We start from the raw sequence: 19,488 nt of genomic DNA, 5'->3' as shown, positions 1-19,488 counted from the left end.
GGCCGTCGCCTTCGGCTTCAGCGCACGTAGATCGCCGGGGACGGCGTGTTGGCGGGCAGCTGGACTTCGGTGCGGGCGCCGTTGCGCTCGACGATGATCGAGCGGGGGCGGACTTCGGCGAGCCTCGCGCCGGACGTGACGTCCGCGCCGAGCGACACGGCGCGCGGCGGTTCGCCACCGATACCGACGATCGCGGCACCGCCGTGATCGAGCGCGAGGATGCCGAACAGGTGGATGTCCTGCACGGGATTCTTGTCGAGCTGACCGCCGAAGAGCGCCGCGGCGTCCTCGGTGCGGATCGGCAGCCGCGCGGCGGCGGCGGGCAGCGGCGCTTCGCGGGCGGACAGCGTGACGACCCAGTAGGTGGCCGTCGCGCACAAACCCGCGAAGAGGGCTAGGGAGAGGATCCGGATCGAGAGCGCGTTCATGCGCGCTATTGTACGGATGTATATGAAATTTGCGTTGGGTGAAAGCCCTCGGCAATGCGCGCCTTACAATGCGTGCTCCGCGCCTGCGGGTTCGGAAGGTTGCCGTCAGGCAATCGTCCGGTGCGCCGGGTGCGTCACTCAACCAACGACATTTTTTGGAAAGAGGTAGTCAGTCATGCAAACGTGGATCACTCGCCGCAACGCGGCCGTGCGTCGTCAGCGCGGTTTCACGCTGATCGAGATCATGGTGGTGGTCGCGATCCTCGGGATCCTGGCGGCGCTGATCGTGCCGAAGATCATGAGCCGCCCCGACGAGGCACGCCGCATCGCCGCGAAGCAGGACATCGGCACGATCATGCAGGCGCTCAAGCTGTACCGTCTCGACAACGGTCGCTACCCGACCCAGGATCAGGGCCTGAACGCGCTGATCCAGAAGCCGTCCACCGATCCGATCCCGAACAACTGGAAGGACGGCGGCTATCTCGAGCGCCTGCCGAACGATCCGTGGGGTAACGGCTACAAGTACCTGAACCCGGGCGTGCACGGCGAGATCGACGTGTTCAGCTACGGCGCCGACGGCAAGGAAGGCGGCGAAGGCAACGACACCGACATCGGTTCGTGGCAATAAGCCTTCACTGACCGGCCAGACGCATCGTTCCCGTTCTCCATGCTCGCCATTCGCACGACCTCCCGCTGCGGCCGCGATCGCCGTGTGCGTCGCGGCGCGGCTTCGTCCGCGCCGGCGCATGCCGACGGCGGGCGGGCGTTGCACTGCGCGCGGCGTCATCGCGCGCGCGGCTTCACGCTGCTCGAAATGCTGGTCGTGCTCGTGATCGCGGGCCTGCTCGTGTCGCTCGCGTCCTTGTCGCTCACGCGCAATCCGCGCACCGACCTGCGCGAGGAAGCGCAGCGCATCGCGCTGCTGTTCGAGACGGCCGGCGACGAAGCGCAGGTGCGGGCCCGGCCGATCGCGTGGCAGCCGACCGCGCACGGCTTCCGTTTCGACGTGAGCTCGTCCGACGGCTGGCGCACGCTGCGCGACGACCTGCTGCGCCCGCGTGACTGGGACGGCGGCGTCACCGGCGCCGATATCGACTATCCGGGGTCCGACACGCATGCGAATCGTGTCGTGTTCGGTACCGAGAGCATCGACACGCCGGTGCGCGTGACGCTGCATTCGGCGGCCGGCAGCGCGACGATCGTCGGCACCGGCAACGGCCGCTACGAGGTGCAATGACGATGCGTCGTCGCCTGCCCTCTTCCGTTTCTTCATCGCGCGGTTTCACGATGATCGAGGTGCTGGTCGCACTCGCGATCATCGCGGTCGCGCTCGCCGCGTCGATCCGCGCGGTCGGCACGATGGCGAACAACGCGTCCGATCTTCATCGCCGGCTGCTCGCCGGCTGGAGCGCCGACAACGCGCTTGCGCAGATGCGGCTCACGCACGCGTGGCCGGAGATCGGCGAACAGAGTTTCGACTGCTCGCAGGGCAACGTGCAGCTGGTCTGCACGCAGCGCGTGAGCACCACGCCCAACCCGGTGTTCCGGCGCGTGCGGATTTCGGTGAGCATGCCCGGGCATACCGGCGTGCTGGCGCAAATGGTGACGGTGGTCGCGAATGAAACCAGCCGTCCGCTCTGACGCGCCGATGCGACGCCCGCTCGCCCGCCCCGCTCGCGGCTTCACGCTGATCGAGCTGATGATCGCGATCGCGATCCTCGCGGTGGTCGCGATCCTCGCGTGGCGCGGGCTCGACCAGATCATGCGCGGTCGCGACAAGGTCGCGGCCGCGATGGAAGACGAGCGCGTGTTCGCGCAGATGTTCGACCAGATGCGCATCGACGCGCGGCTCGCCGCGACCGACGACGAGGCCGGCCAGCCGGCGATCGGCGTCGCCGGCAATACGTTGCAGATCGTCCGCGAACTCGAGGTGCCGGGCGTTGCGCCGCGGCTGCAGGTGGTGCGTTACCGGATCGCCGTCGGGCGCGTGGTGCGCTACGCATCGCCGCCGATCGACGACGCGAACCGGCTGCGCAGCATGCTGAAGGACAGCAGCGTCGAAGGCTGGAGCTGGGTCGCGCTGATGGGGGGCGTCGGCGCGATCGACGCGAAGCTGTACGTGCCGCGCGTGGGCTGGACCACCAACCTGCAGACGGCCGACGAAGCGCTCGCACAGAACAACGATGCACTCAAGGTGCCGCAGATCGGCAACGCGCCGCCCGCACGCGCGGTGACGGGCCTGCAGGTCAGCATCGGCGCAACGTCGCTGCGCGTGCCGGTCACGCGCATCTTCCTCGTCGGGGAATGACGATGCGCGCGCGCCCTCACCGCTCATTATTTGCCGCCCGTGCCGCCGGTCGCGCGCGGGCACGCGGCCGCCAGCGCGGCGCGGCGATCATCACGGCGCTGCTGGTCGTCGCGCTGTCGGCGATCCTCGTGTCGGGGATGCTGTGGCGCCAGCAGGTGCAGATCCGCCGCATCGAAAACCAGCGCGTGATCGCGCAGGCGCAGTGGGTCGCGCGCGGCGCGCTCGACTGGACGCGGATGATCCTGCGCTCCGAAGGCGATACGGCGCCCGGCATCACGTATCTCGGCGGGATCTGGGGCGTGCCGATCGCGAAGACGAAACTGTCGGACTTCCTCGGCCGGATCGGCGCGCCCAACGACACCGGCGGCGAAGACACCTATATCTCCGGCTCGATCGAAGACGCACAGGCGAAGTTCAACCTGCGCAACCTCGTGGCGTCGCCGGCGCCCGGCGTGCTGCAGTTGAACGTCACGCAGGTCCAGGCGTTCCAGCGCCTGCTGACGACGCTCGGTTACGACGGCGCGTTCGCGAAGCGCATCGCGCTGCAGGTGCGCGCGAGCCTGCTGAATTCGGCGACGCGTTTCCAGATGCCGACGCTGCCGGGTGGCGGCACGGCGCCGCCGATCACTGCGCCGGTGACGACCGATCAGCAAGGCGGCGGCCTCACCGACGATCCCGGCATGACGGGCGGCGACCGCGGGCCGGCGCCGCTGATGATGACGGGCGTCGACAGCCTGCTCGACGTCGACGGCGTGACGCCCGAGATGGTCGCGCGGTTGCGCCCGTTCGTCACCGTGCTGCCGACCACGACACCCGTGAACATGAACACGGCGCCGGCCGAGGTGATCGCGGCGCTGATGCCGGGAATGAGCGTGTCGTCTGCGCAGGCGCTCGTGTCGCGCCGCGAGACCGTGTTTTTCCGCAACGTCGGCGACGTGCAGCTCGCGCTGCGCGGCGCCGGTGCGCCGAACGTGACGCTCGACTCGAGCGTCATCGACGTCAATTCGAGCTATTTCATCGTGCATGGCCGGATCCAGCACGACCGCGCGGAGGTCGATCGCACTTCGCTCGTGTATCGTGATCCGACCACGCATTCGACACGGGTCGTGCGCATTCGCGACCAGCTATAACGACGCCAATCGGGAGAGGAGCTCTTGTGAGCACGTTGATTGTTTCTTTGCCGCCGCGCGAGCCTGCCGTGCCGTTGCAGGAATGGCAGTGGCCCGAGCTGCCGTTCACGCTCGTCGACAAGGCCGGCCATGTGCAGCGCGCCGGCCGTGCGGCGCTCGCGCTGCTGCCGCGCGCGAACGCGACGGTGCTGATCGTCGCCGCGCGCGACGTGCTGCTGCTGGCCGCGACCGTGCCGCCGCTCAAGGGCCCGAAGCTGCGTCAGGCGCTGCCCAACATCGTCGAGGATCAGCTGATCCAGGATCCGCTCGGCTGCCATATCGCGCTCGATCCGGACGCACTGCCCGATGGGCGCCGCGTGCTGGCCGTCGTCGATCGCGCGTGGTTCCGCACGATCTGCGACGCGTTCACGGCGGCCGGCCACCGGCACCTGAGCGCGGTGCCCGCGACCCGCTGCCTGCCGGCGCCGCATGTCGCCGCACCGCCGGCCGACAGCGAAGTCGATGCCGCCGCGGTTGCCGCGGACGCCGTCGAGACGCCGCCCGCCCGTCCGGCGACGGTGGCCGCGGTGCTCGGGCTTGCGGCATCGGTTGAACAGGTGCTCGTCGAGGCCGGCGCGCAGCCGGCGGCGGCCGGTGCGCCGCGCCTCGAACTCGCGGTCGCTCGCGGCGCACTCGGTGAAGGCTTCGCGGCGCCCGCGTCGCGCGCGGCCGGCACGCTGGCCGCGCTCGCGGGCGGTGGCGACGTCGAACTGTACGAACTCGGTGAACCGGGCGCGGAGCCGCGGCTCGCTTCGGTCGGCCGCACCGACGGCGGCCCGCTGCTGCCGGGCGCCGCACCGCTGTCGTTCGACGCATTCGCACGGCGCGCGCTGACCGAGAAGTTCGACCTGTGCCAGTTCGAATTCGAATCGCAGCCGTGGCGCTTCGACCGCGCGACGGTGAAGCGCCTGCGCGTGCCGCTCGCCCTCGTCGCGGCGACGCTCGGCGTGGCGGTGATCGGGATGAACCTGCACTGGTGGAAGCTGTCGCGCGAGCGCGATGCGTTGTCCGCGCAGATCACCGAGACGCTGCTGTCTGCGTTCCCGAAGACGACGACGGTGCTCGATCCGCCCGCGCAGATGCAGCGCCAGCTCGACCAGTTGCGCCTCGCGGCCGGCGAGCTGTCGCCGAACGATTTCCTCGCGCTGTCGAGCGGGCTGTCGCGGTCGATGGGCGCGCTGCCGCTGAACGGCATCGCATCGCTCGACTATCACGACCGGAAGCTCGACGTCGGCTTCAAGCCGGAGGTCAAGGTCGATCCCGATTTCACGCAGCGCCTCGCGCGTAACGGACTGTCCGGCGAAGTCGACAGCAACACGGGCAAATGGACGATCCGGAGCCGCTCATGAAGACGGAACAACTGAACCAGACGCTGGCCCAGTTCTGGGGCGAGCGCTCCCAGCGTGAAAAGATGCTGCTCGGCTGGGGCGGCACCGTGCTGGCGATCGCGATCGCGTATTCGGTGCTGTGGTCGCCCGCACAGGAAGGCCGCGCGCGGATCCAGCGCGAGCTGCCGACGATGCGCCGCGAGCTGGCGCAGATGACCGCGCAGGCGAACGAGGCGAAGTCGCTGACGGCCGCCGCGCAGGGCGTGGCACCGACCGGCCTCGCGCTGAAGGATGCGCTGACCGCGTCGCTGTCCGATCACGGGCTGCAGGGCGCGCAGCTGCAGATCGTCGGCAACGGCGTGCAGGTCCAGATGAAGAACGTGTCGTTCCCGGCGTGGACGCAGTGGCTCGACGATGCGCGCCGCCAGTTCAAGGTGCAGGTCGGCGAGGCGCATGCAACGGCGCTGAAGGACGACGGCCAGGTCGACCTGACGGCCGTGATGCAACCATCTACGCAGAAATGACGCAGTTGGATGACGCAAGTGGCGGTCGGCCGATGAGGCCGGGGATCAGGCGGCTCGCCACCGTATTGCCGTGGGTATTGGCGGGTGGCCTGGCGACGGCGTTGACGCTCGTCGCGCTCGCACCGGCCGCGTGGATCGCGCCGCAGTTCGCGCGCGCGACCGGCGGGCATGTGAATCTCGTCGATCCCGACGGGTCGCTGTGGCACGGTTCGGGCACGCTGATGCTCGCGCCGGGGGCCGACCAGAGCGCGGCGACGCTGCTGCCGGGCCGGGTCGAATGGACCACGGCCTTCTGGCCGCTGCTGACCGGGCGCGTGCAGATGCGCATGCGGCAGACCGAGGCGATGCCCGATGCGGTCACGCTCGATGCGACGTGGCGCGGCGCGGTGCTGTCGGCGGGCACGATGGCCGTGCCCGCGTCGCTGCTCGCGGGGCTCGGCACACCGTTCAACACGCTCGACCTGCAGGGCGACGTGCGGCTCGGCTGGAGTGACTGGCGGCTGATCGGCAACAACGCGTTCGGCCAGCTGACGGTGACGATCGACTCGATGAGTTCGCGCGTCTCGCGCGTGAAGCCGCTCGGTTCGTACCGAGCGGTGCTGCAGGCGAAGGGGGCCGGCGCCGATCTCGACCTGTCGACGACGCAGGGCCCGCTGTTCCTCGACGGCCACGGCAGCTTCGGCCCGGGCCAGGGATCGTTTCGCGGCACCGCGCATGCGGCGCCGGAGCAGCAGGCGAACCTCGCAGGGCTGCTGAACCTGCTCGGCCACCCGATCGGCAACAACGAGGTGTCGCTGATCTTCGGCGACGCGCAGCGCTGACGCGCGCGTCGCGCATTCCTTCCTACTTCTGCGCGAGCGGCGCGGCGACCGACGGTGCGGTGGCCGCGGGCGCGACCGCACCGGATGCCGGCACGGGTGCCGGTGCCGCCATGTCGCCGTTCTCGCGCGCCATCTCCGCTGCGCTCCAGCCGCCGCCGAGCGCCTTCACGAGCCCGACCGACGACGTCATCCGCTGCCCGGCAATCGTCGCGAGCTTCTGCTGCGCGGTGAACGCGGTGGTCTGCGCGGTCAGCACGTTCAGGTAGGCGACCGTGCCGGCCTTGTACTGGTTCGTGACGATCGCGAGCGAATGCTCGGCGCTGTCGACGGCCTGCCGCTGCACATCGATTTCCTGCGCAAGGATGCGTTGCGACGCGAGGTTGTCCTCGACGTCCTGGAACGCGGTGAGCACCGCGAGGCGGTACGCGGCGACGTCCTGGTCGTAGGTCGCGCGCGCGGCGTCGGTCTGCGCGGCGCGCAGCCCGGCGTCGAACAGCGTGGCCGCGAGTTGCGGGCCGACCGTCCAGAAGCGCGCCGGCAGCGTGAACAACTGCGACCACACCGAGCTCTGGACGCCGCCGGTGGCCGACAGCGTGAGCGTCGGGAAGAACGCGGCGATCGCGACGCCGATCTGCTCATTCGCGGCCGCCGCGCGGCGCTCGGCCGCGGCGATGTCGGGCCGGCGCTCGAGGATCGCGGACGGCACGTCGACCGGCGTGATCGGCGGCTCGGCCGTGAGCGGGCTTGGCGACAGCGAGAAGGTCGACGCCGGCTCGCCGATCAGCGTCGCGATCGCATGCTCGTACTGCGCGCGGGCCACGCCGTTGTCGATCGACGCGGCCTGCGCGCTCTGTAGCTGCGTCTGCGCCTGGATCACGTCCGCGCGAGCCGCGACGCCCTGCGCGTACTGGTTCTGCGTGAGTTTCAGCGACTGTTCGTACGACTTCACGGTGTCGTCGAGCAGCTTCTGCAGCGCATCGGACGTGCGCAGCTGGAAGTAGGTTTGCGCGAGCAGCGCCTGCTGCGACAGCCGCGCATTCGCGAGATCGGCCGCGGCGGCGGCTTCGCCGGCGCGCTGCGCGCTGACGGTACGGCTCACCTTGCCCCACAGGTCGGGTTCCCAGCTCGCGTCGAGGCCGACGCTATAGCTGTTGCTGATCGAGCCGGACGAACCGCTGCTGAAGCTCGACGACGAACCCGACGACACCGACGTGCGCGGCGTGCGGGCGCGTGAGCCCGACGCGGTCAGCCCGACGGTCGGGAAGTACGCGGCACGCGCCTCGGTGACGAGTGCGCGCGCCTGCCGGTACGCGGCCGCCGATTGCGCGATGGTCTGGTTCGACGCGTTGAGCTTGCCGATCAGCGCATCGAGCTGCGGATCGTTGTAGACCGTCCACCACGCGCCGCGGTCGGTGCGGTCGGCGGGCTGCGCGACCTTCCAGCCGGCCGGCGCTTCCTTGTAGGCGGCGGGGATCGACGTGTCGGGCCGGTGATAGTCGGGCCCGACGGCGCAGCCGGCGAGCAGCACGGCCGTCGCGACGGCGACGGCGGCGCTCAGCGGGCGAAGGGCGCGCGGGAGGGAGGCGTACGGCATGGTGGTTTTCCTGTCTGGGCGCGACGTCCGGCGAGCGGCGTCGCGCGATGCGGTCGTCGTGCCGCTGGCGGACAAATGGTAACTGACGGCGGGAAAGCTGCGCAGCCCCAAGGGTACGGTGCGTGGCGACAGGAATGTGTTACCGGCGCGAGCGGCCGGTTTACCGGCCATTACGGCCCGCTGACAGGAAGACGGGGGGCGACGCCGGCCATGCGTGGCGCGGCCGGCGCTCAGCCGGAGCAGTCAGGAAGGCGGGAGACGCGCGCTGTCAGTGGCAGCGCGCGGGCAGCGGGAGCGGTTCTGCGGCGGACCGCCATGTCGACGGCTCCGTCGCGGCCGGCTGGCCCGTGCGGCGAGCGCCGTCTTTCGCGTTGCGCTGCCGGCGATGATCGAACCATGCGAACCCGAGCGCCGCGAGCGAGCCGCCCGGTACCACCAGCATCGTCACGTACAGCGCGATCTTCCAGCCGCGGTGCGGCCCGGAAAACGCATGATGAGCGGTATCGGTCAGGTTGCGGCGCAGCGCGCCGGCGGCATTTTTCAGGAACAGCATCGCGAACATCCTCGGGGTGCCCGCAGCGCGGGCGCATCGGTCAGAACATAGTCTCCGGCAGTGCAACATGCACGTCGTAACTGGTTGCCTCAAATAATATTGACTAAGCAATCAATTTTCAAGATACTGGGCGCGTTTAAATCTGAAACGCACTATTGCTGCGCGCGCAATCGAATGACCGGCGGCCTCTACGATCCCGAGAACATCGAGCTGGAAACGAGCCTCGGCTATTACCTGTCGAAGGCGAAGCAGGCGCTCGTCGAGCGGATGGACCGTGCGCTCGAGCCGCTCGACCTCACCGCGCAGCAGATCGGCGTGATCCTGCTGCTGTCGCGCGGCTATGCGCGCACGCCGTTCGAGCTTTCCCGCAAGATGTCGTACGACAGCGGTTCGATGACGCGGATGCTCGACCGGCTCGAACGCAAGGGGCTGGTCGCCCGCTCGCGCAGCGAGCAGGACCGCCGCATGATCGAGCTGACGTTGACCGAACGCGGCGCCGAAGCCGCCCGGGCGCTGCCGTCGCTGATCGCCACCGCGCTCAACGCGCAGCTCGACGGTTTCTCGGCCGACGAGCTTGTGACGCTCACCGGCCTGCTGCAGCGCTTCATCGCCAACGGGCCCGGCTCGACCGGTTGCCCGAAACCCGACGACGAAGCGGATTGCTGATGTGCGCGGAGGCCCCATGTCTAGGTTAAGCATTCGCTTATTTATCTGTCTGGGCAGAAGATGACAGGGCACGCGCTCCCTTTTTCCGTTTATCCGTTCCACCCGGCCGGGCTGCGCTGCGGCGCACACCCGTGCGTTGTGCCGGCGCGTCGCGCGCGCCGCGTCTAGGAGATTCCGATGTCCGCCACCACGGCATCCGCCGCCTCCCCCGCCGCCGAACCCGCGCCGCTGTCCGGCGGTGCGCTCGCGCTGCTCACCGTCGGGCTCGCGCTCGGCACCTTCATGGAAGTGCTCGACACGTCGATCGCGAACGTCGCGGTGCCGACCATCTCGGGCAGCCTCGGCGTCGCGACGAGCGAAGGCACCTGGGTGATCTCGTCGTACTCGGTGGCTTCCGCGATCGCGGTGCCGCTTACCGGCTGGCTCGCGCGGCGGGTCGGCGAGGTGCGGCTGTTCACCCTGTCGGTGCTTGCGTTCACGGTCGCATCGGCGCTGTGCGGCCTCGCGACCAACTTCGAGACGCTGATCGCGTTCCGGCTGCTGCAGGGCCTCGTGTCGGGGCCGATGGTGCCGCTGTCGCAGACGATCCTGATGCGCAGCTACCCGCCCGCGAAGCGCGGGCTCGCGCTCGGGCTATGGGCGATGACGGTGATCGTCGCACCGATCTTCGGCCCGTTGCTGGGCGGCTGGATCAGCGACAACTACACGTGGCCATGGATCTTCTATATCAACCTGCCGATCGGTATCTTCTCGGCGACCTGCGCGTATTTCCTGCTGCGCGGCCGCGAGACGAAGACGTCGAAGCAGCGGATCGACGCGATCGGCCTCGCGCTGCTCGTGATCGGCGTGTCGTGCCTGCAGATGATGCTCGACCTCGGCAAGGACCGTGACTGGTTCAACTCGACATTCATCGTCGCGCTCGCGCTGATCGCGGTCGTGTCGCTCGCGTTCATGCTCGTGTGGGAGGCGACCGAGAAGGAGCCGGTGGTCGACCTGTCGCTCTTCAAGGACCGCAACTTCGCGCTCGGCGCGATGATCATCTCGTTCGGCTTCATGGCGTTCTTCGGCTCGGTCGTGATCTTCCCGCTGTGGCTGCAGACGGTGATGGGCTACACGGCCGGCAAGGCCGGCCTCGCGACCGCGCCGGTCGGGCTGCTCGCGCTCGTGCTGTCCCCGCTGATCGGCCGCAACATGCATCGCCTCGACCTGCGGATGGTCGCGAGCTTCGCGTTCATCGTGTTCGCCGGCGTGTCGATCTGGAACTCGACGTTTACGCTCGACGTGCCGTTCAACCATGTGATCCTGCCGCGTCTCGTGCAGGGGATCGGCGTCGCGTGCTTCTTCGTGCCGATGACGACGATCACGCTGTCGAGCATCTCCGACGACCGGCTCGCGAGCGCGTCGGGGCTGTCGAACTTCCTGCGCACGCTGTCGGGCGCGATCGGCACCGCGGCGAGTTCGACGTTCTGGGAGAACGACGCGATCTATCACCACGCGCGGCTGTCGGAATCGGTGAGCGTGTATGCGCAGAACACCACCGACTACCAGGGCGCGCTGTCGCAGCTCGGCATCGTCGGGCAGACGGCCAATGCGCAGCTCAACCAGCTCGTCACGCAGCAGGGCTTCATGATGGCGACCAACGACTTCTTCCTGCTGTCGGCGTTCATGTTCGGCGCACTCGCGGGGCTCGTGTGGATCACGAAGCCGAGAAAGGGTGCGGGGCCGGCGATGGGGCATTGAAGGCGCGGCGGGCGGCCATTGCGCCCGCCTCGTTCGATTTACCGCCCGCTTCGGCGGGCGTCACTCCCTCGCCCGCAACCCGCCGAACGCCAGATCGTCACCCGGCGCGATCGGCAGCGTTGCCCGCGCCACTTCAAGCCACGCGCGCGCCGCGTGCGACAGATACCCCTTCTTCAGCCAGCCGAGCGCGATCGCCCACGTGATCTCCGGCTCGACGATCGGCCGGCACGTGAACTGGCCTGCGTCGAGCCGACGGCAATACGGCTCGGGCAGCAGCGCGATACCGACCCCCGCATGCACGAGCGCGGCCATGAAATCCCAGTGGCCGCTGCGGCTCACGATCGACGGGGTGAAGCCAACTTGCCGGCACGCGTCGAGCACCGCGTCGTGCAGCGCGAGGCTTTCCGCGTAGAACACAAACGACTCGCGCGCGAGATCCGCGAGCGGCACGGCCGCATGATCCTCCCAGCGCGACTCGCGCGGGGCGACGAGCCACAGCGGCGCGCGCACCATCGGCAGCCGCTCGAAGGTGCCGGGATCGACCGGCTCCAGCAGCCCGCCCAGCTCCAGCTCTCCCGACGTCAGCGCGGCCTCGATCATCCGCGCACCCTGCTCGAACAGCTTCAGCTCGATGTTCGGATAGCGCTGCTTGTACGCGGCGATGATCGGCGTGAACAGCGAGCCGCCGAGCGGCGGGATCCCGATCGTCAGCTCGCCGCGCCCGAGCGTGCCGAGATCGTTCAGCTCCGACTGCAGCTGCGCCTGCGCGGCGAGCACGTCCTGGCCACGCTGGAACACGATCCGCCCTGCATCGGTCAGCACCATCTGCCGGCCGTCGCGTAGCAGCAGCGGCGAACCGATCTCGTCCTCGAGCGCCTTCACCATCTTGCTGATGGTCGGCTGGGTCACGAACAGCTTGTCGGCGGCCGCCGTGAAACTCTGCTGGCGAACCACCTCGACGAAGTACCGCAGCGCGCGCAATTCCATCGATGACTCCCCAAATTGGTGCGGCGATCAAAACGAATTCCGAATTGGAATGACAAGGATAGAGACAAGTCATTTTATTTATGGTTAGGGGAAACCCTATACTCCCACCATCAACGCAATATCTGTAGGGAGCCCGCCATGACCAAGCCGACCGCCGCACTCGCCACTCGCCCCGCCGCTTCGGGCAGCCTCGCGCGCACGGGCCGGATCGCGCTGCAGGCCGCCGCGCTCGGCGCGCTGTGGATGGCGGTCGACTGGGCCGTGCGCAAGATCGGGCTGCCGATTCCGTCCGGCGTGATCGGCCTCGCGGTGCTCCTCGTGCTGCTGTTCTCGGGCCGCGTCGCGCCCGCGTGGGTGAAGGACGGCGCGAACTGGCTGCTGTCCGACATGCTGCTGTTCTTCGTGCCGGCCGCCGTCGCGGCCGTGCAGTACGGCGGGCTGTTCCGCGAGGACGGCTGGCGCATCGCGCTGGTGATGCTCGCCGGCACCGCGTTCGTGATGGTCGCAGTGGCCGTCGCGGTCGACCTCGCCGCGAAGCTCGAGCGCCGGCTCGCCGCGCAGCGCGTGTTCGCCGAACGCCGCCGCACGCGCCTGAGCGCCGCGTCCGCCCACTGAGCCGGAGCCTGCCATGTTTGCCGCACTGTCGAACCTGTCCGCCGACCAGGCGAACACCGCGATCTCGTTCGGCTGCTTCGTGCTGACGGTCGTGCTGTATTTCGCGTCGAAGCGGCTCTACGCGTACAAGAAGACGCTGCTGTTCTCGCCGCTCGTGTTCGTGCCGGGCGTGCTGGTGCTGCTCGTCCTGCTGACCGGCATCCCGTATTCGGTCTACTTCCACGACACGCGCTGGCTGATGTGGCTGCTCGGCCCGGCGACGATCGCGTTCGCGGTGCCGATCTACGACTATCGCGACCTGATCCGCCGCCACTGGCTGTCGCTGTCGGTCGGCGTCGCGGTCGGGATCGGCGCGGGCGTGTGCGGGTCGCTGCTGCTCGCGAAGCTGCTGCACCTGTCGCCCGAGCTGCAGCGCTCGCTGATGACGCGCTCGGTGTCGACGCCGTTCGCGCTCGCCGTGTCGGACAAGATCCACGCGCCGAAGGATCTCACCGCGCTGTTCGTGATCGCGACCGGCATCTGCGGGATGCTGCTCGGCGAGCTGGTGCTCGCGCTGGTGCCGATGCGCACGCGGCTGGCGCGCGGCGCGCTGTTCGGTGCGGCCGCCCACGGCGTGGGCACCGCGAAGGCGCGCGAGATCGGCAGCGAGGAAGGTGTCGTGTCGAGCCTGACGATGATGATCGCGGGCGTCGCGATGGTGCTGATCGCGCCGCTCCTGACGCTGCTGCCGATCTGACCGGGCGGGCCAACGCCCGCCAGGCGCCGGCCCGATCATGCCTGCCGCCTTCGGCGCGGCAGACCCCGTGCGGCGGGAACGGCGCCGCCTTCCGGCCGCGCCTGCTCCTCCATCCGCTGGCCCGGCGGCCTTTCCGCACCGGGCATGGCCGCCTTCTCCCGGCCACGCCCGCTTCAGCCGCCAGTCCGGCGGCCCTTTCCGCCCCCACTTACCCTGCATCCGGCCGACACCCGGCCGACAATCGGCTGAGATAGCCGCAAATCCCCCCTCTTTTCCGCCCATCGGGCTCGGCCCGGATGCCGAACAATGCATGCTACGAGACATCACGCACGCATTCACATGGCCTCCACGACCGCAAACCCGACCGCCGACAAGCCGGCTTCGTCCGGCAAGTTCAAGCGCATCGCGCTCATCGCCGTCATCGCGCTGGGCGCGGCAGCCGCCGCAGCCGGCGGCATGTACGTGTTCCTGAGCAAGCAAGGCGTCGGCCATGCGAGCGCGCCTGCCGAGCCGGCGCCGCTGGCTGCGCCGGTGTTCTTCCCGCTCGACCCGCTGACCGTGAACCTGCAGTCCGACGACGGCGCGCAGCACTACCTGCGCGTCGGCCTGTCGCTGAAGCTCACCGACCCGAAGGCGCAGGAGCAACTGACCGCGCGGATGCCGGAGATCCGCAGCCGGATCCTGCTCGCGCTGTCGAACAAGCATCCCGAGGATCTCGCGACGCCGGACGGCAAACGTTCGCTCGCGAAGGAACTGCGGGAGCTGATCGAGCAGCCGACGCAGCCCGGCAACCAGCGCGCGAAGGTCGACGACGTGCTGTTCACCGAGTTCGTCGTCCAGTAACGCGGCCGCGAAAGGAGCGCGTATGGGTCACCAGGAGTTCATGTCCCAGGAGGAGGTCGATGCCCTCCTCAAGGGTGTCACGGGCGAAGCCGATTCAGTCGACGAGCAGCGCGACACATCGGGCGTCCGCCCCTACAACATTGCGACGCAAGAGCGGATCGTCCGCGGCCGGATGCCCGGCCTCGAGATCATCAACGACCGCTTCGCACGCCTGCTGCGGATCGGCATCTTCAACTTCATGCGGCGCACGGCGGAAATTTCCGTCAGCCAGGTGAAGGTGCAGAAGTACAGCGAGTTCACCCGCAACCTGCCGATCCCGACGAACCTGAACCTGGTGCACGTGAAGCCGCTGCGCGGCACGTCGCTGTTCGTGTTCGACCCGAACCTCGTGTTCTTCGTCGTCGACAACCTGTTCGGCGGCGACGGGCGCTTTCACACGCGCGTCGAGGGCCGCGACTTCACGGCCACCGAGCAGCGGATCATCGGCAAGCTGCTGAACCTCGTGTTCGAGCACTACACGACCGCGTGGAAGAGCGTGCGGCCGCTGCAGTTCGAATTCGTGCGTTCGGAAATGCACACGCAGTTCGCGAACGTCGCGACGCCGAACGAGATCGTCATCGTCACGCAGTTCTCGATCGAGTTCGGGCCGACCGGCGGCACGCTGCATATCTGCATGCCGTACTCGATGATCGAGCCGATCCGCGACGTGCTCAGCTCGCCGATCCAGGGCGAGGCGCTCGAAGTCGACCGCCGCTGGGTGCGCGTGCTGTCGCAGCAGGTGCAGGCCGCCGAGGTCGAGCTGACCGCGAACCTCGCCGAGATCTCGTCGAACTTCGAGAAGATCCTGAACCTGCGCGCGGGCGATGTGCTGCCGCTGGAAATCGAGGACACGATCACCGCGAAGGTCGACGGCGTGCCGGTGATGGAATGCGGCTACGGAATTTTCAATGGTCAATATGCGTTGCGCGTGCAGAAGATGATCAGCGCGGGCGATTCGATGAAGGAAGGTGGATATGAGTGAGCTGAACCAGACGCCCGAGGACGACGCACAAGCGATGGCCGACGCGGCCCTCGCGGCTTCGGCCGCCGCCGCGCAGGCGGCACCGGCCGCGGCGGAAGAAGATCCGGGCATGGACGACTGGGCGGCCGCGCTCGCCGAGCAGAACCAGCAGCCGGTGCAGGCGGGCGCGACGGGCGCCGGCGTGTTCCAGCCGCTGTCGAAGGCCGCGGCAAGCTCGACGCACAACGACATCGAGATGATCCTCGACATCCCGGTCAAGATGACCGTGGAGCTCGGCCGCACGAAGATCGCGATCCGCAACCTGCTGCAGCTCGCGCAGGGTTCGGTCGTCGAGCTGGACGGCATGGCCGGCGAGCCGATGGACGTGCTCGTGAACGGCTGCCTGATCGCGCAGGGCGAAGTCGTGGTCGTCAACGACAAGTTCGGTATCCGTCTGACCGACATCATCACGCCGGCCGAACGCATCCGGAAGCTGAATCGATGAATGTTGTGAAGCCCGGCCGCCGCGTGCGCGTCGCAAGCGTGGCGGCTGCTGCTGCCGCCATGGCGGCGTCGCTTGCCTGCACGCCGGCCGGCGCCGCCGACATGAACGCGGTGAACAACGCCGGCGCGATCGCATCGAGCGTGATGGTCGGCTCCGCCGCACCGTCGCTCGGCATCGGCGCGGTGCTGCAGACGCTGGTCGGGCTCGCGGTCGTGATCGGTCTCGTGTTCGCGTGCGCATGGCTCGCGCGCCGCTTCGGCTTCCAGCACGCGCGCCGCGGCGGCCCGCTGAAGGTCGTGTCGAGCGTCGCGGTCGGCGCGAAGGAAAGCGCGACGATCGTCGAGATCGGCGACACCTGGCTCGTGCTCGGCGTCGCGCCGGGCAACGTGCGATTGCTGCATACGCTGCCGGCCGGTTCGGCGGCGGCCCCGGTTTCCGCTGATTCGCCCGCCGGCGCCGCCCCGTCCGACGGCGGCCTGCCCGGCACGTTCGGCTCGCGGTTTCGCGACGCGCTCGCGGGCGAAGCCGCGAAGCGCCTCGGTCGCGGCAAGGACCGCTGACATGGCGCCGCGCCCTCTTTCCGACCCCGCATTCCGATGAAACACGCATTCCTGCATCGCGCGGCGCGCTTCGCGCCCGTGCTGATCCTCTGCCTCGCCCCCGCGCTCGCGTTTGCGCAGGCGAACGGCCTGCCCGCGTTCAACGCGAGCCCGGGCCCGCACGGCGGCACCACGTATTCGCTGAGCGTGCAGACGATGCTGCTGCTCACGATGCTGTCGTTCCTGCCGGCGATGCTGCTGATGATGACGAGCTTCACGCGCATCATCATCGTGCTGTCGCTGCTGCGCCAGGCGCTCGGCACCGCGACGACGCCGCCGAACCAGGTCCTCGTCGGCCTCGCGATGTTCCTCACCTTCTTCGTGATGTCGCCGGTGCTCGACCGCGCGTACAACGATGGCTACAAGCCGTTCTCCGACGGCTCGATGCCGATGGAGCAGGCGGTGCAGCGCGGCGTCGCGCCGTTCAAGACCTTCATGCTTAAGCAGACCCGCGAGACCGATCTCGCGCTGTTCGCGAAGATCTCGAAGGCCGCGCCGATGCAGGGGCCTGAAGACGTGCCGCTGTCGCTGCTGGTGCCCGCGTTCGTCACGAGCGAGCTGAAGACCGGCTTCCAGATCGGCTTCACGGTGTTCATCCCGTTCCTGATCATCGACATGGTCGTCGCGAGCGTGCTGATGTCGATGGGGATGATGATGGTGTCGCCGTCCACCGTGTCGCTGCCGTTCAAGCTGATGCTGTTCGTGCTGGTCGACGGCTGGCAGCTGCTGATCGGCTCGCTCGCGCAGAGTTTCACGTAAGCGGCGGAGGATACGCACGATGACGCCCGAACAAGTGATGACCCTGGCGCACCAGGCGATGATGGTCGGCCTGCTGCTGGCCGCCCCGCTGCTGCTGGTCGCGCTCGTGGTCGGCCTCGTCGTGAGCCTGTTCCAGGCCGCGACGCAGATCAACGAATCGACGCTGTCGTTCATCCCGAAGCTGCTCGCGGTCGCCGTGACGCTCGTGATCGCCGGCCCGTGGATGATGACGACGATGCTCGACTACCTGCGGCAGACGCTGCTGCACGTCGCGACGCTCGGCGTCGGCTGAGCCGCGCGCACCACCCGGCGGCGATGTTCTCGGTTACCTACGAACAGCTCAACGGCTGGCTCACGGCGTTCCTGTGGCCGTTCGTGCGGATGCTCGCGCTCGTCGCGACCGCGCCCGTCGTCGGCCACGCGGCGGTGCCCGTGCGCGTGAAGATCGGCCTCGCCGCGTTCATGGCGCTGGTCGTCGCGCCCACGCTCGGCGCGATGCCGGACGTCACCGTGTTCTCCGCGCAAGGCATCTGGATCCTCGTCACGCAATTCCTGATCGGTGCCGCGATGGGCTTCACGATGCAGATCGTGTTCGCGGCCGTCGAGGCGGCCGGCGACTTTATCGGGCTGTCGATGGGGCTCGGCTTCGCCACCTTCTTCGATCCGCACACGAGCGGCGCGACGCCCGTGATGGGCCGCTTCCTGAACGCGGTCGCGATGCTCGCGTTCCTCGCGGTGGACGGCCACCTGCAGGTGTTCGCCGCGCTCACCGCGTCGTTCCAGTCGCTGCCGGTGTCGGCCGACCTGCTGCACGCGCCCGGCTGGCGCACGCTCGCCGGGTTCGGCACGACGGTGTTCGAGATGGGGCTGCTGCTCGCGCTGCCGGTGGTCGCGGCGCTCCTGATCGCGAACCTCGCGCTCGGCATCCTGAACCGCGCGGCGCCGCAGATCGGCGTGTTCCAGATCGGCTTTCCCGTCACGATGCTCGTCGGGCTGTTGCTCGTGCAACTGATGATCCCGAACCTCGTGCCGTTCGTGGCGCACCTGTTCGACATGGGGCTCGACGCGATGGGCCGCGTGCTGATCGGCTGGCACTGAGCGCCTCCCGCCCCCGTTTCCCGCCTGTTCCGCTCCTCCGTTGCTGGAAAACCCCTAAAGGAATCGCCCGCCCGCGAAAGGTAGCGGAAGGTTTCGCCTCCCTATACTCGTCGTGACGATGCAGCAAGCATCGCGCCACACGAATACAACGAACGGAGACGACCCGATGCGACCCATCCTGCGCACCCTCGCCGTTGCAGCCAGCCTGAGCTGCGCGCTTGCCGCTCACCCCGCTTTCGCCGACGACGGCGGCAAGATCACGATCATGGTCGGCGGGATCGCGAAGCTCATCTACCTGCCCGCGCGGCTCACGCAGGAACTCGGCTACTTCAAGGCCGAAGGGCTCGACGTCGAGCTGCTGTCGCAGCCCGCCGGCGTCGACGCGGAGAACGAGCTGCTCGCGGGCGCCGTGCAGGGCGTCGTGGGCTTCTACGACCACACGATCGATCTGCAGAGCAAGGGCAAGGACGTGAAGGCGATCGCCGTATTCGGCCAGGTGCCGGGCGAAGTCGAGATGGTGTCGACCAAGGCCGCGCCGACCTTCAAGTCGATGGCCGATTCGAAGGGCAAGACGCTCGGCGTGACCGGCCTCGGCTCGTCGACCAGCTTCCTCACGCAATACCTCGCGCTCCAGCACGGCGTGGCGTCGACGCAGTACACGATGCTGCCGGTCGGCGCCGACGCGAGCTTCATCGCCGCGATCAAGCAGGGCCGCATCGATGCCGGGATGACGACCGAGCCGACCGTGTCCGCGCTCGAGAAGATGGGCGACGCGAAGGTGCTGGTCGACATGCGCACCGTCGACGGCACGCGCGCGGCGCTCGGCGGCACCTACCCGGCCGCGAGCCTGTACGTGCAGTCGGCGTGGGCCGATTCGCACAAGGATCAGGCGGTCAAGCTGGCACACGCGTTCGCGAAGACGATGCAGTTCATCCACACGCACAGCGCCGACGAGATCGCCGCGAAGATGCCGGCCGACTACCAGAAGGACAAGGCGCTGTACGTGAGCGCGCTGAAGGCGTCGCTGCCGATGTACACGGCCGACGGCAAGATGCCGGCCGACGGCCCGGCCACCGTGCTGAAGGTGCTGTCGGCGTTCAACCCGTCGGTGAAGGGCAAGCATATCGACCTCGCGCGCACCTTCTCGAACGATTTCGTGAACGCGAAGTAAGCAAACCCGGTAGCGGCGCCGGCGGCGGCGATCCCGCCGCCGTG

At 68.8% G+C, this 19,488-nt stretch carries 24 protein-coding genes; 20 read left to right on the top strand and 4 right to left on the bottom strand.

Going from position 1 to position 19,488, the window contains the following annotated elements; translation table 11 throughout:
• Positions 1-17 precede the first annotated feature (17 nt).
• The gene (locus BCEP18194_RS06265) at positions 18-428 is read right to left on the bottom strand and encodes a hypothetical protein (protein WP_011350484.1); all 411 of its coding nucleotides are present in this window, start codon (positions 426-428) and stop codon (positions 18-20) included.
• Positions 429-603: 175 nt separating this feature from the next.
• Between BCEP18194_RS06265 and gspG the strand changes: the two genes are divergently transcribed.
• The 8 genes from gspG to BCEP18194_RS06225 are packed head-to-tail and all read left to right on the top strand — an operon-like array spanning position 604 to position 6,578.
• On the top strand, positions 604-1,056 hold the full coding sequence (gene gspG / locus BCEP18194_RS06260) for a type II secretion system major pseudopilin GspG (protein ID WP_011350483.1): 453 nt from the start codon (positions 604-606) through the stop codon (positions 1,054-1,056).
• 39 nt (positions 1,057-1,095) lie between these two features.
• Positions 1,096-1,665 (top strand): GspH/FimT family pseudopilin, encoded by a 570-nt coding sequence (locus BCEP18194_RS06255; RefSeq protein ID WP_011350482.1) that lies wholly within the window; start codon positions 1,096-1,098, stop codon positions 1,663-1,665.
• Positions 1,662-2,069: a type II secretion system minor pseudopilin GspI gene (gene gspI / locus BCEP18194_RS06250; RefSeq protein WP_081436557.1), complete on the top strand. Its 408-nt coding sequence runs from the start codon at positions 1,662-1,664 to the stop codon at positions 2,067-2,069. The genes BCEP18194_RS06255 and gspI overlap by 4 nt, the downstream gene beginning before the upstream one ends.
• 7 nt (positions 2,070-2,076) lie before the next feature.
• Entirely contained in the window at positions 2,077-2,736 is a 660-nt protein-coding gene (locus tag BCEP18194_RS06245; protein WP_041492709.1) for a prepilin-type N-terminal cleavage/methylation domain-containing protein, read from the top strand.
• Between the two features lie 2 nt (positions 2,737-2,738).
• Entirely contained in the window at positions 2,739-3,866 is a 1,128-nt protein-coding gene (gspK, locus tag BCEP18194_RS06240) for a type II secretion system minor pseudopilin GspK (RefSeq protein ID WP_011350479.1), read from the top strand.
• A gap of 26 nt (positions 3,867-3,892) precedes the next feature.
• A complete protein-coding gene (gspL, locus tag BCEP18194_RS06235; RefSeq protein ID WP_011350478.1) occupies positions 3,893-5,254 on the top strand; it encodes a type II secretion system protein GspL in 1,362 nt (453 codons plus the stop codon).
• Positions 5,251-5,757: a type II secretion system protein GspM gene (gene gspM, locus BCEP18194_RS06230; protein ID WP_011350477.1), complete on the top strand. Its 507-nt coding sequence runs from the start codon at positions 5,251-5,253 to the stop codon at positions 5,755-5,757. Before gspL ends, gspM begins: the two co-directional genes overlap by 4 nt.
• Positions 5,758-5,789: 32 nt before the next feature.
• On the top strand, positions 5,790-6,578 hold the full coding sequence (locus BCEP18194_RS06225; RefSeq protein ID WP_041492708.1) for a type II secretion system protein N: 789 nt from the start codon (positions 5,790-5,792) through the stop codon (positions 6,576-6,578).
• 22 nt (positions 6,579-6,600) lie between these two features.
• On the opposite strand, the gene BCEP18194_RS06220 is transcribed toward BCEP18194_RS06225, so the two are convergent.
• Entirely contained in the window at positions 6,601-8,172 is a 1,572-nt protein-coding gene (locus BCEP18194_RS06220) for an efflux transporter outer membrane subunit (protein ID WP_011350475.1), read from the bottom strand.
• Positions 8,173-8,440: 268 nt separating this feature from the next.
• Positions 8,441-8,725, bottom strand: a complete 285-nt coding sequence (locus tag BCEP18194_RS06215; RefSeq protein ID WP_011350474.1) for a multidrug ABC transporter ATPase — start codon at positions 8,723-8,725, stop codon at positions 8,441-8,443.
• A 174-nt stretch (positions 8,726-8,899) separates the two neighbouring features.
• Here BCEP18194_RS06215 and BCEP18194_RS06210 point away from each other — a divergent pair, with 174 nt between their 5' ends.
• Together BCEP18194_RS06210 and BCEP18194_RS06205 are read left to right on the top strand one after the other, a co-directional pair.
• The gene (locus BCEP18194_RS06210; RefSeq protein ID WP_011350473.1) at positions 8,900-9,391 is read left to right on the top strand and encodes a MarR family winged helix-turn-helix transcriptional regulator; all 492 of its coding nucleotides are present in this window, start codon (positions 8,900-8,902) and stop codon (positions 9,389-9,391) included.
• Positions 9,392-9,568: 177 nt separating this feature from the next.
• Positions 9,569-11,131 (top strand): DHA2 family efflux MFS transporter permease subunit, encoded by a 1,563-nt coding sequence (locus tag BCEP18194_RS06205; RefSeq protein WP_011350472.1) that lies wholly within the window; start codon positions 9,569-9,571, stop codon positions 11,129-11,131.
• Between the two features lie 60 nt (positions 11,132-11,191).
• On the opposite strand, the gene BCEP18194_RS06200 is transcribed toward BCEP18194_RS06205, so the two are convergent.
• Positions 11,192-12,118 (bottom strand): LysR family transcriptional regulator, encoded by a 927-nt coding sequence (locus tag BCEP18194_RS06200; protein ID WP_011350471.1) that lies wholly within the window; start codon positions 12,116-12,118, stop codon positions 11,192-11,194.
• A 138-nt stretch (positions 12,119-12,256) separates the two neighbouring features.
• Here BCEP18194_RS06200 and BCEP18194_RS06195 point away from each other — a divergent pair, with 138 nt between their 5' ends.
• From BCEP18194_RS06195 to BCEP18194_RS06150, 10 genes are all read left to right on the top strand, one after another.
• Positions 12,257-12,733 carry a CidA/LrgA family protein gene (locus tag BCEP18194_RS06195; protein ID WP_011350470.1) on the top strand — a complete coding sequence of 159 codons (477 nt, stop codon included), beginning with the start codon at positions 12,257-12,259 and terminating at the stop codon, positions 12,731-12,733.
• A gap of 13 nt (positions 12,734-12,746) precedes the next feature.
• Positions 12,747-13,469 (top strand): LrgB family protein, encoded by a 723-nt coding sequence (locus BCEP18194_RS06190; RefSeq protein ID WP_011350469.1) that lies wholly within the window; start codon positions 12,747-12,749, stop codon positions 13,467-13,469.
• Between the two features lie 306 nt (positions 13,470-13,775).
• Positions 13,776-14,312 (top strand): flagellar basal body-associated protein FliL, encoded by a 537-nt coding sequence (fliL, locus tag BCEP18194_RS06185; protein WP_011350468.1) that lies wholly within the window; start codon positions 13,776-13,778, stop codon positions 14,310-14,312.
• Positions 14,313-14,334: 22 nt separating this feature from the next.
• Entirely contained in the window at positions 14,335-15,333 is a 999-nt protein-coding gene (gene fliM / locus BCEP18194_RS06180) for a flagellar motor switch protein FliM (RefSeq protein WP_011350467.1), read from the top strand.
• Positions 15,326-15,817 (top strand): flagellar motor switch protein FliN, encoded by a 492-nt coding sequence (fliN, locus tag BCEP18194_RS06175; protein ID WP_011350466.1) that lies wholly within the window; start codon positions 15,326-15,328, stop codon positions 15,815-15,817. The genes fliM and fliN overlap by 8 nt, the downstream gene beginning before the upstream one ends.
• Positions 15,814-16,377 carry a flagellar biosynthetic protein FliO gene (gene fliO / locus BCEP18194_RS06170; RefSeq protein WP_011350465.1) on the top strand — a complete coding sequence of 188 codons (564 nt, stop codon included), beginning with the start codon at positions 15,814-15,816 and terminating at the stop codon, positions 16,375-16,377. The genes fliN and fliO overlap by 4 nt, the downstream gene beginning before the upstream one ends.
• Before the next feature lie 36 nt (positions 16,378-16,413).
• Positions 16,414-17,175: a flagellar type III secretion system pore protein FliP gene (gene fliP / locus BCEP18194_RS06165; protein ID WP_011350464.1), complete on the top strand. Its 762-nt coding sequence runs from the start codon at positions 16,414-16,416 to the stop codon at positions 17,173-17,175.
• Positions 17,176-17,194: 19 nt separating this feature from the next.
• Positions 17,195-17,467 carry a flagellar biosynthesis protein FliQ gene (gene fliQ, locus BCEP18194_RS06160; RefSeq protein WP_011350463.1) on the top strand — a complete coding sequence of 91 codons (273 nt, stop codon included), beginning with the start codon at positions 17,195-17,197 and terminating at the stop codon, positions 17,465-17,467.
• A gap of 23 nt (positions 17,468-17,490) precedes the next feature.
• Positions 17,491-18,273 (top strand): flagellar biosynthetic protein FliR, encoded by a 783-nt coding sequence (fliR, locus tag BCEP18194_RS06155; RefSeq protein ID WP_011350462.1) that lies wholly within the window; start codon positions 17,491-17,493, stop codon positions 18,271-18,273.
• Positions 18,274-18,439: 166 nt separating this feature from the next.
• On the top strand, positions 18,440-19,444 hold the full coding sequence (locus tag BCEP18194_RS06150) for an ABC transporter substrate-binding protein (protein WP_011350461.1): 1,005 nt from the start codon (positions 18,440-18,442) through the stop codon (positions 19,442-19,444).
• Positions 19,445-19,488: the final 44 nt, after the last annotated feature.

Origin of the sequence: Burkholderia lata (genome assembly GCF_000012945.1) — a bacterium.
Classification (GTDB): Bacteria; Pseudomonadota; Gammaproteobacteria; order Burkholderiales; family Burkholderiaceae; genus Burkholderia; species Burkholderia lata.
Note: the sequence above shows the minus strand (reverse complement) of the source record. Positions and strands in the feature narration are given on the sequence as shown.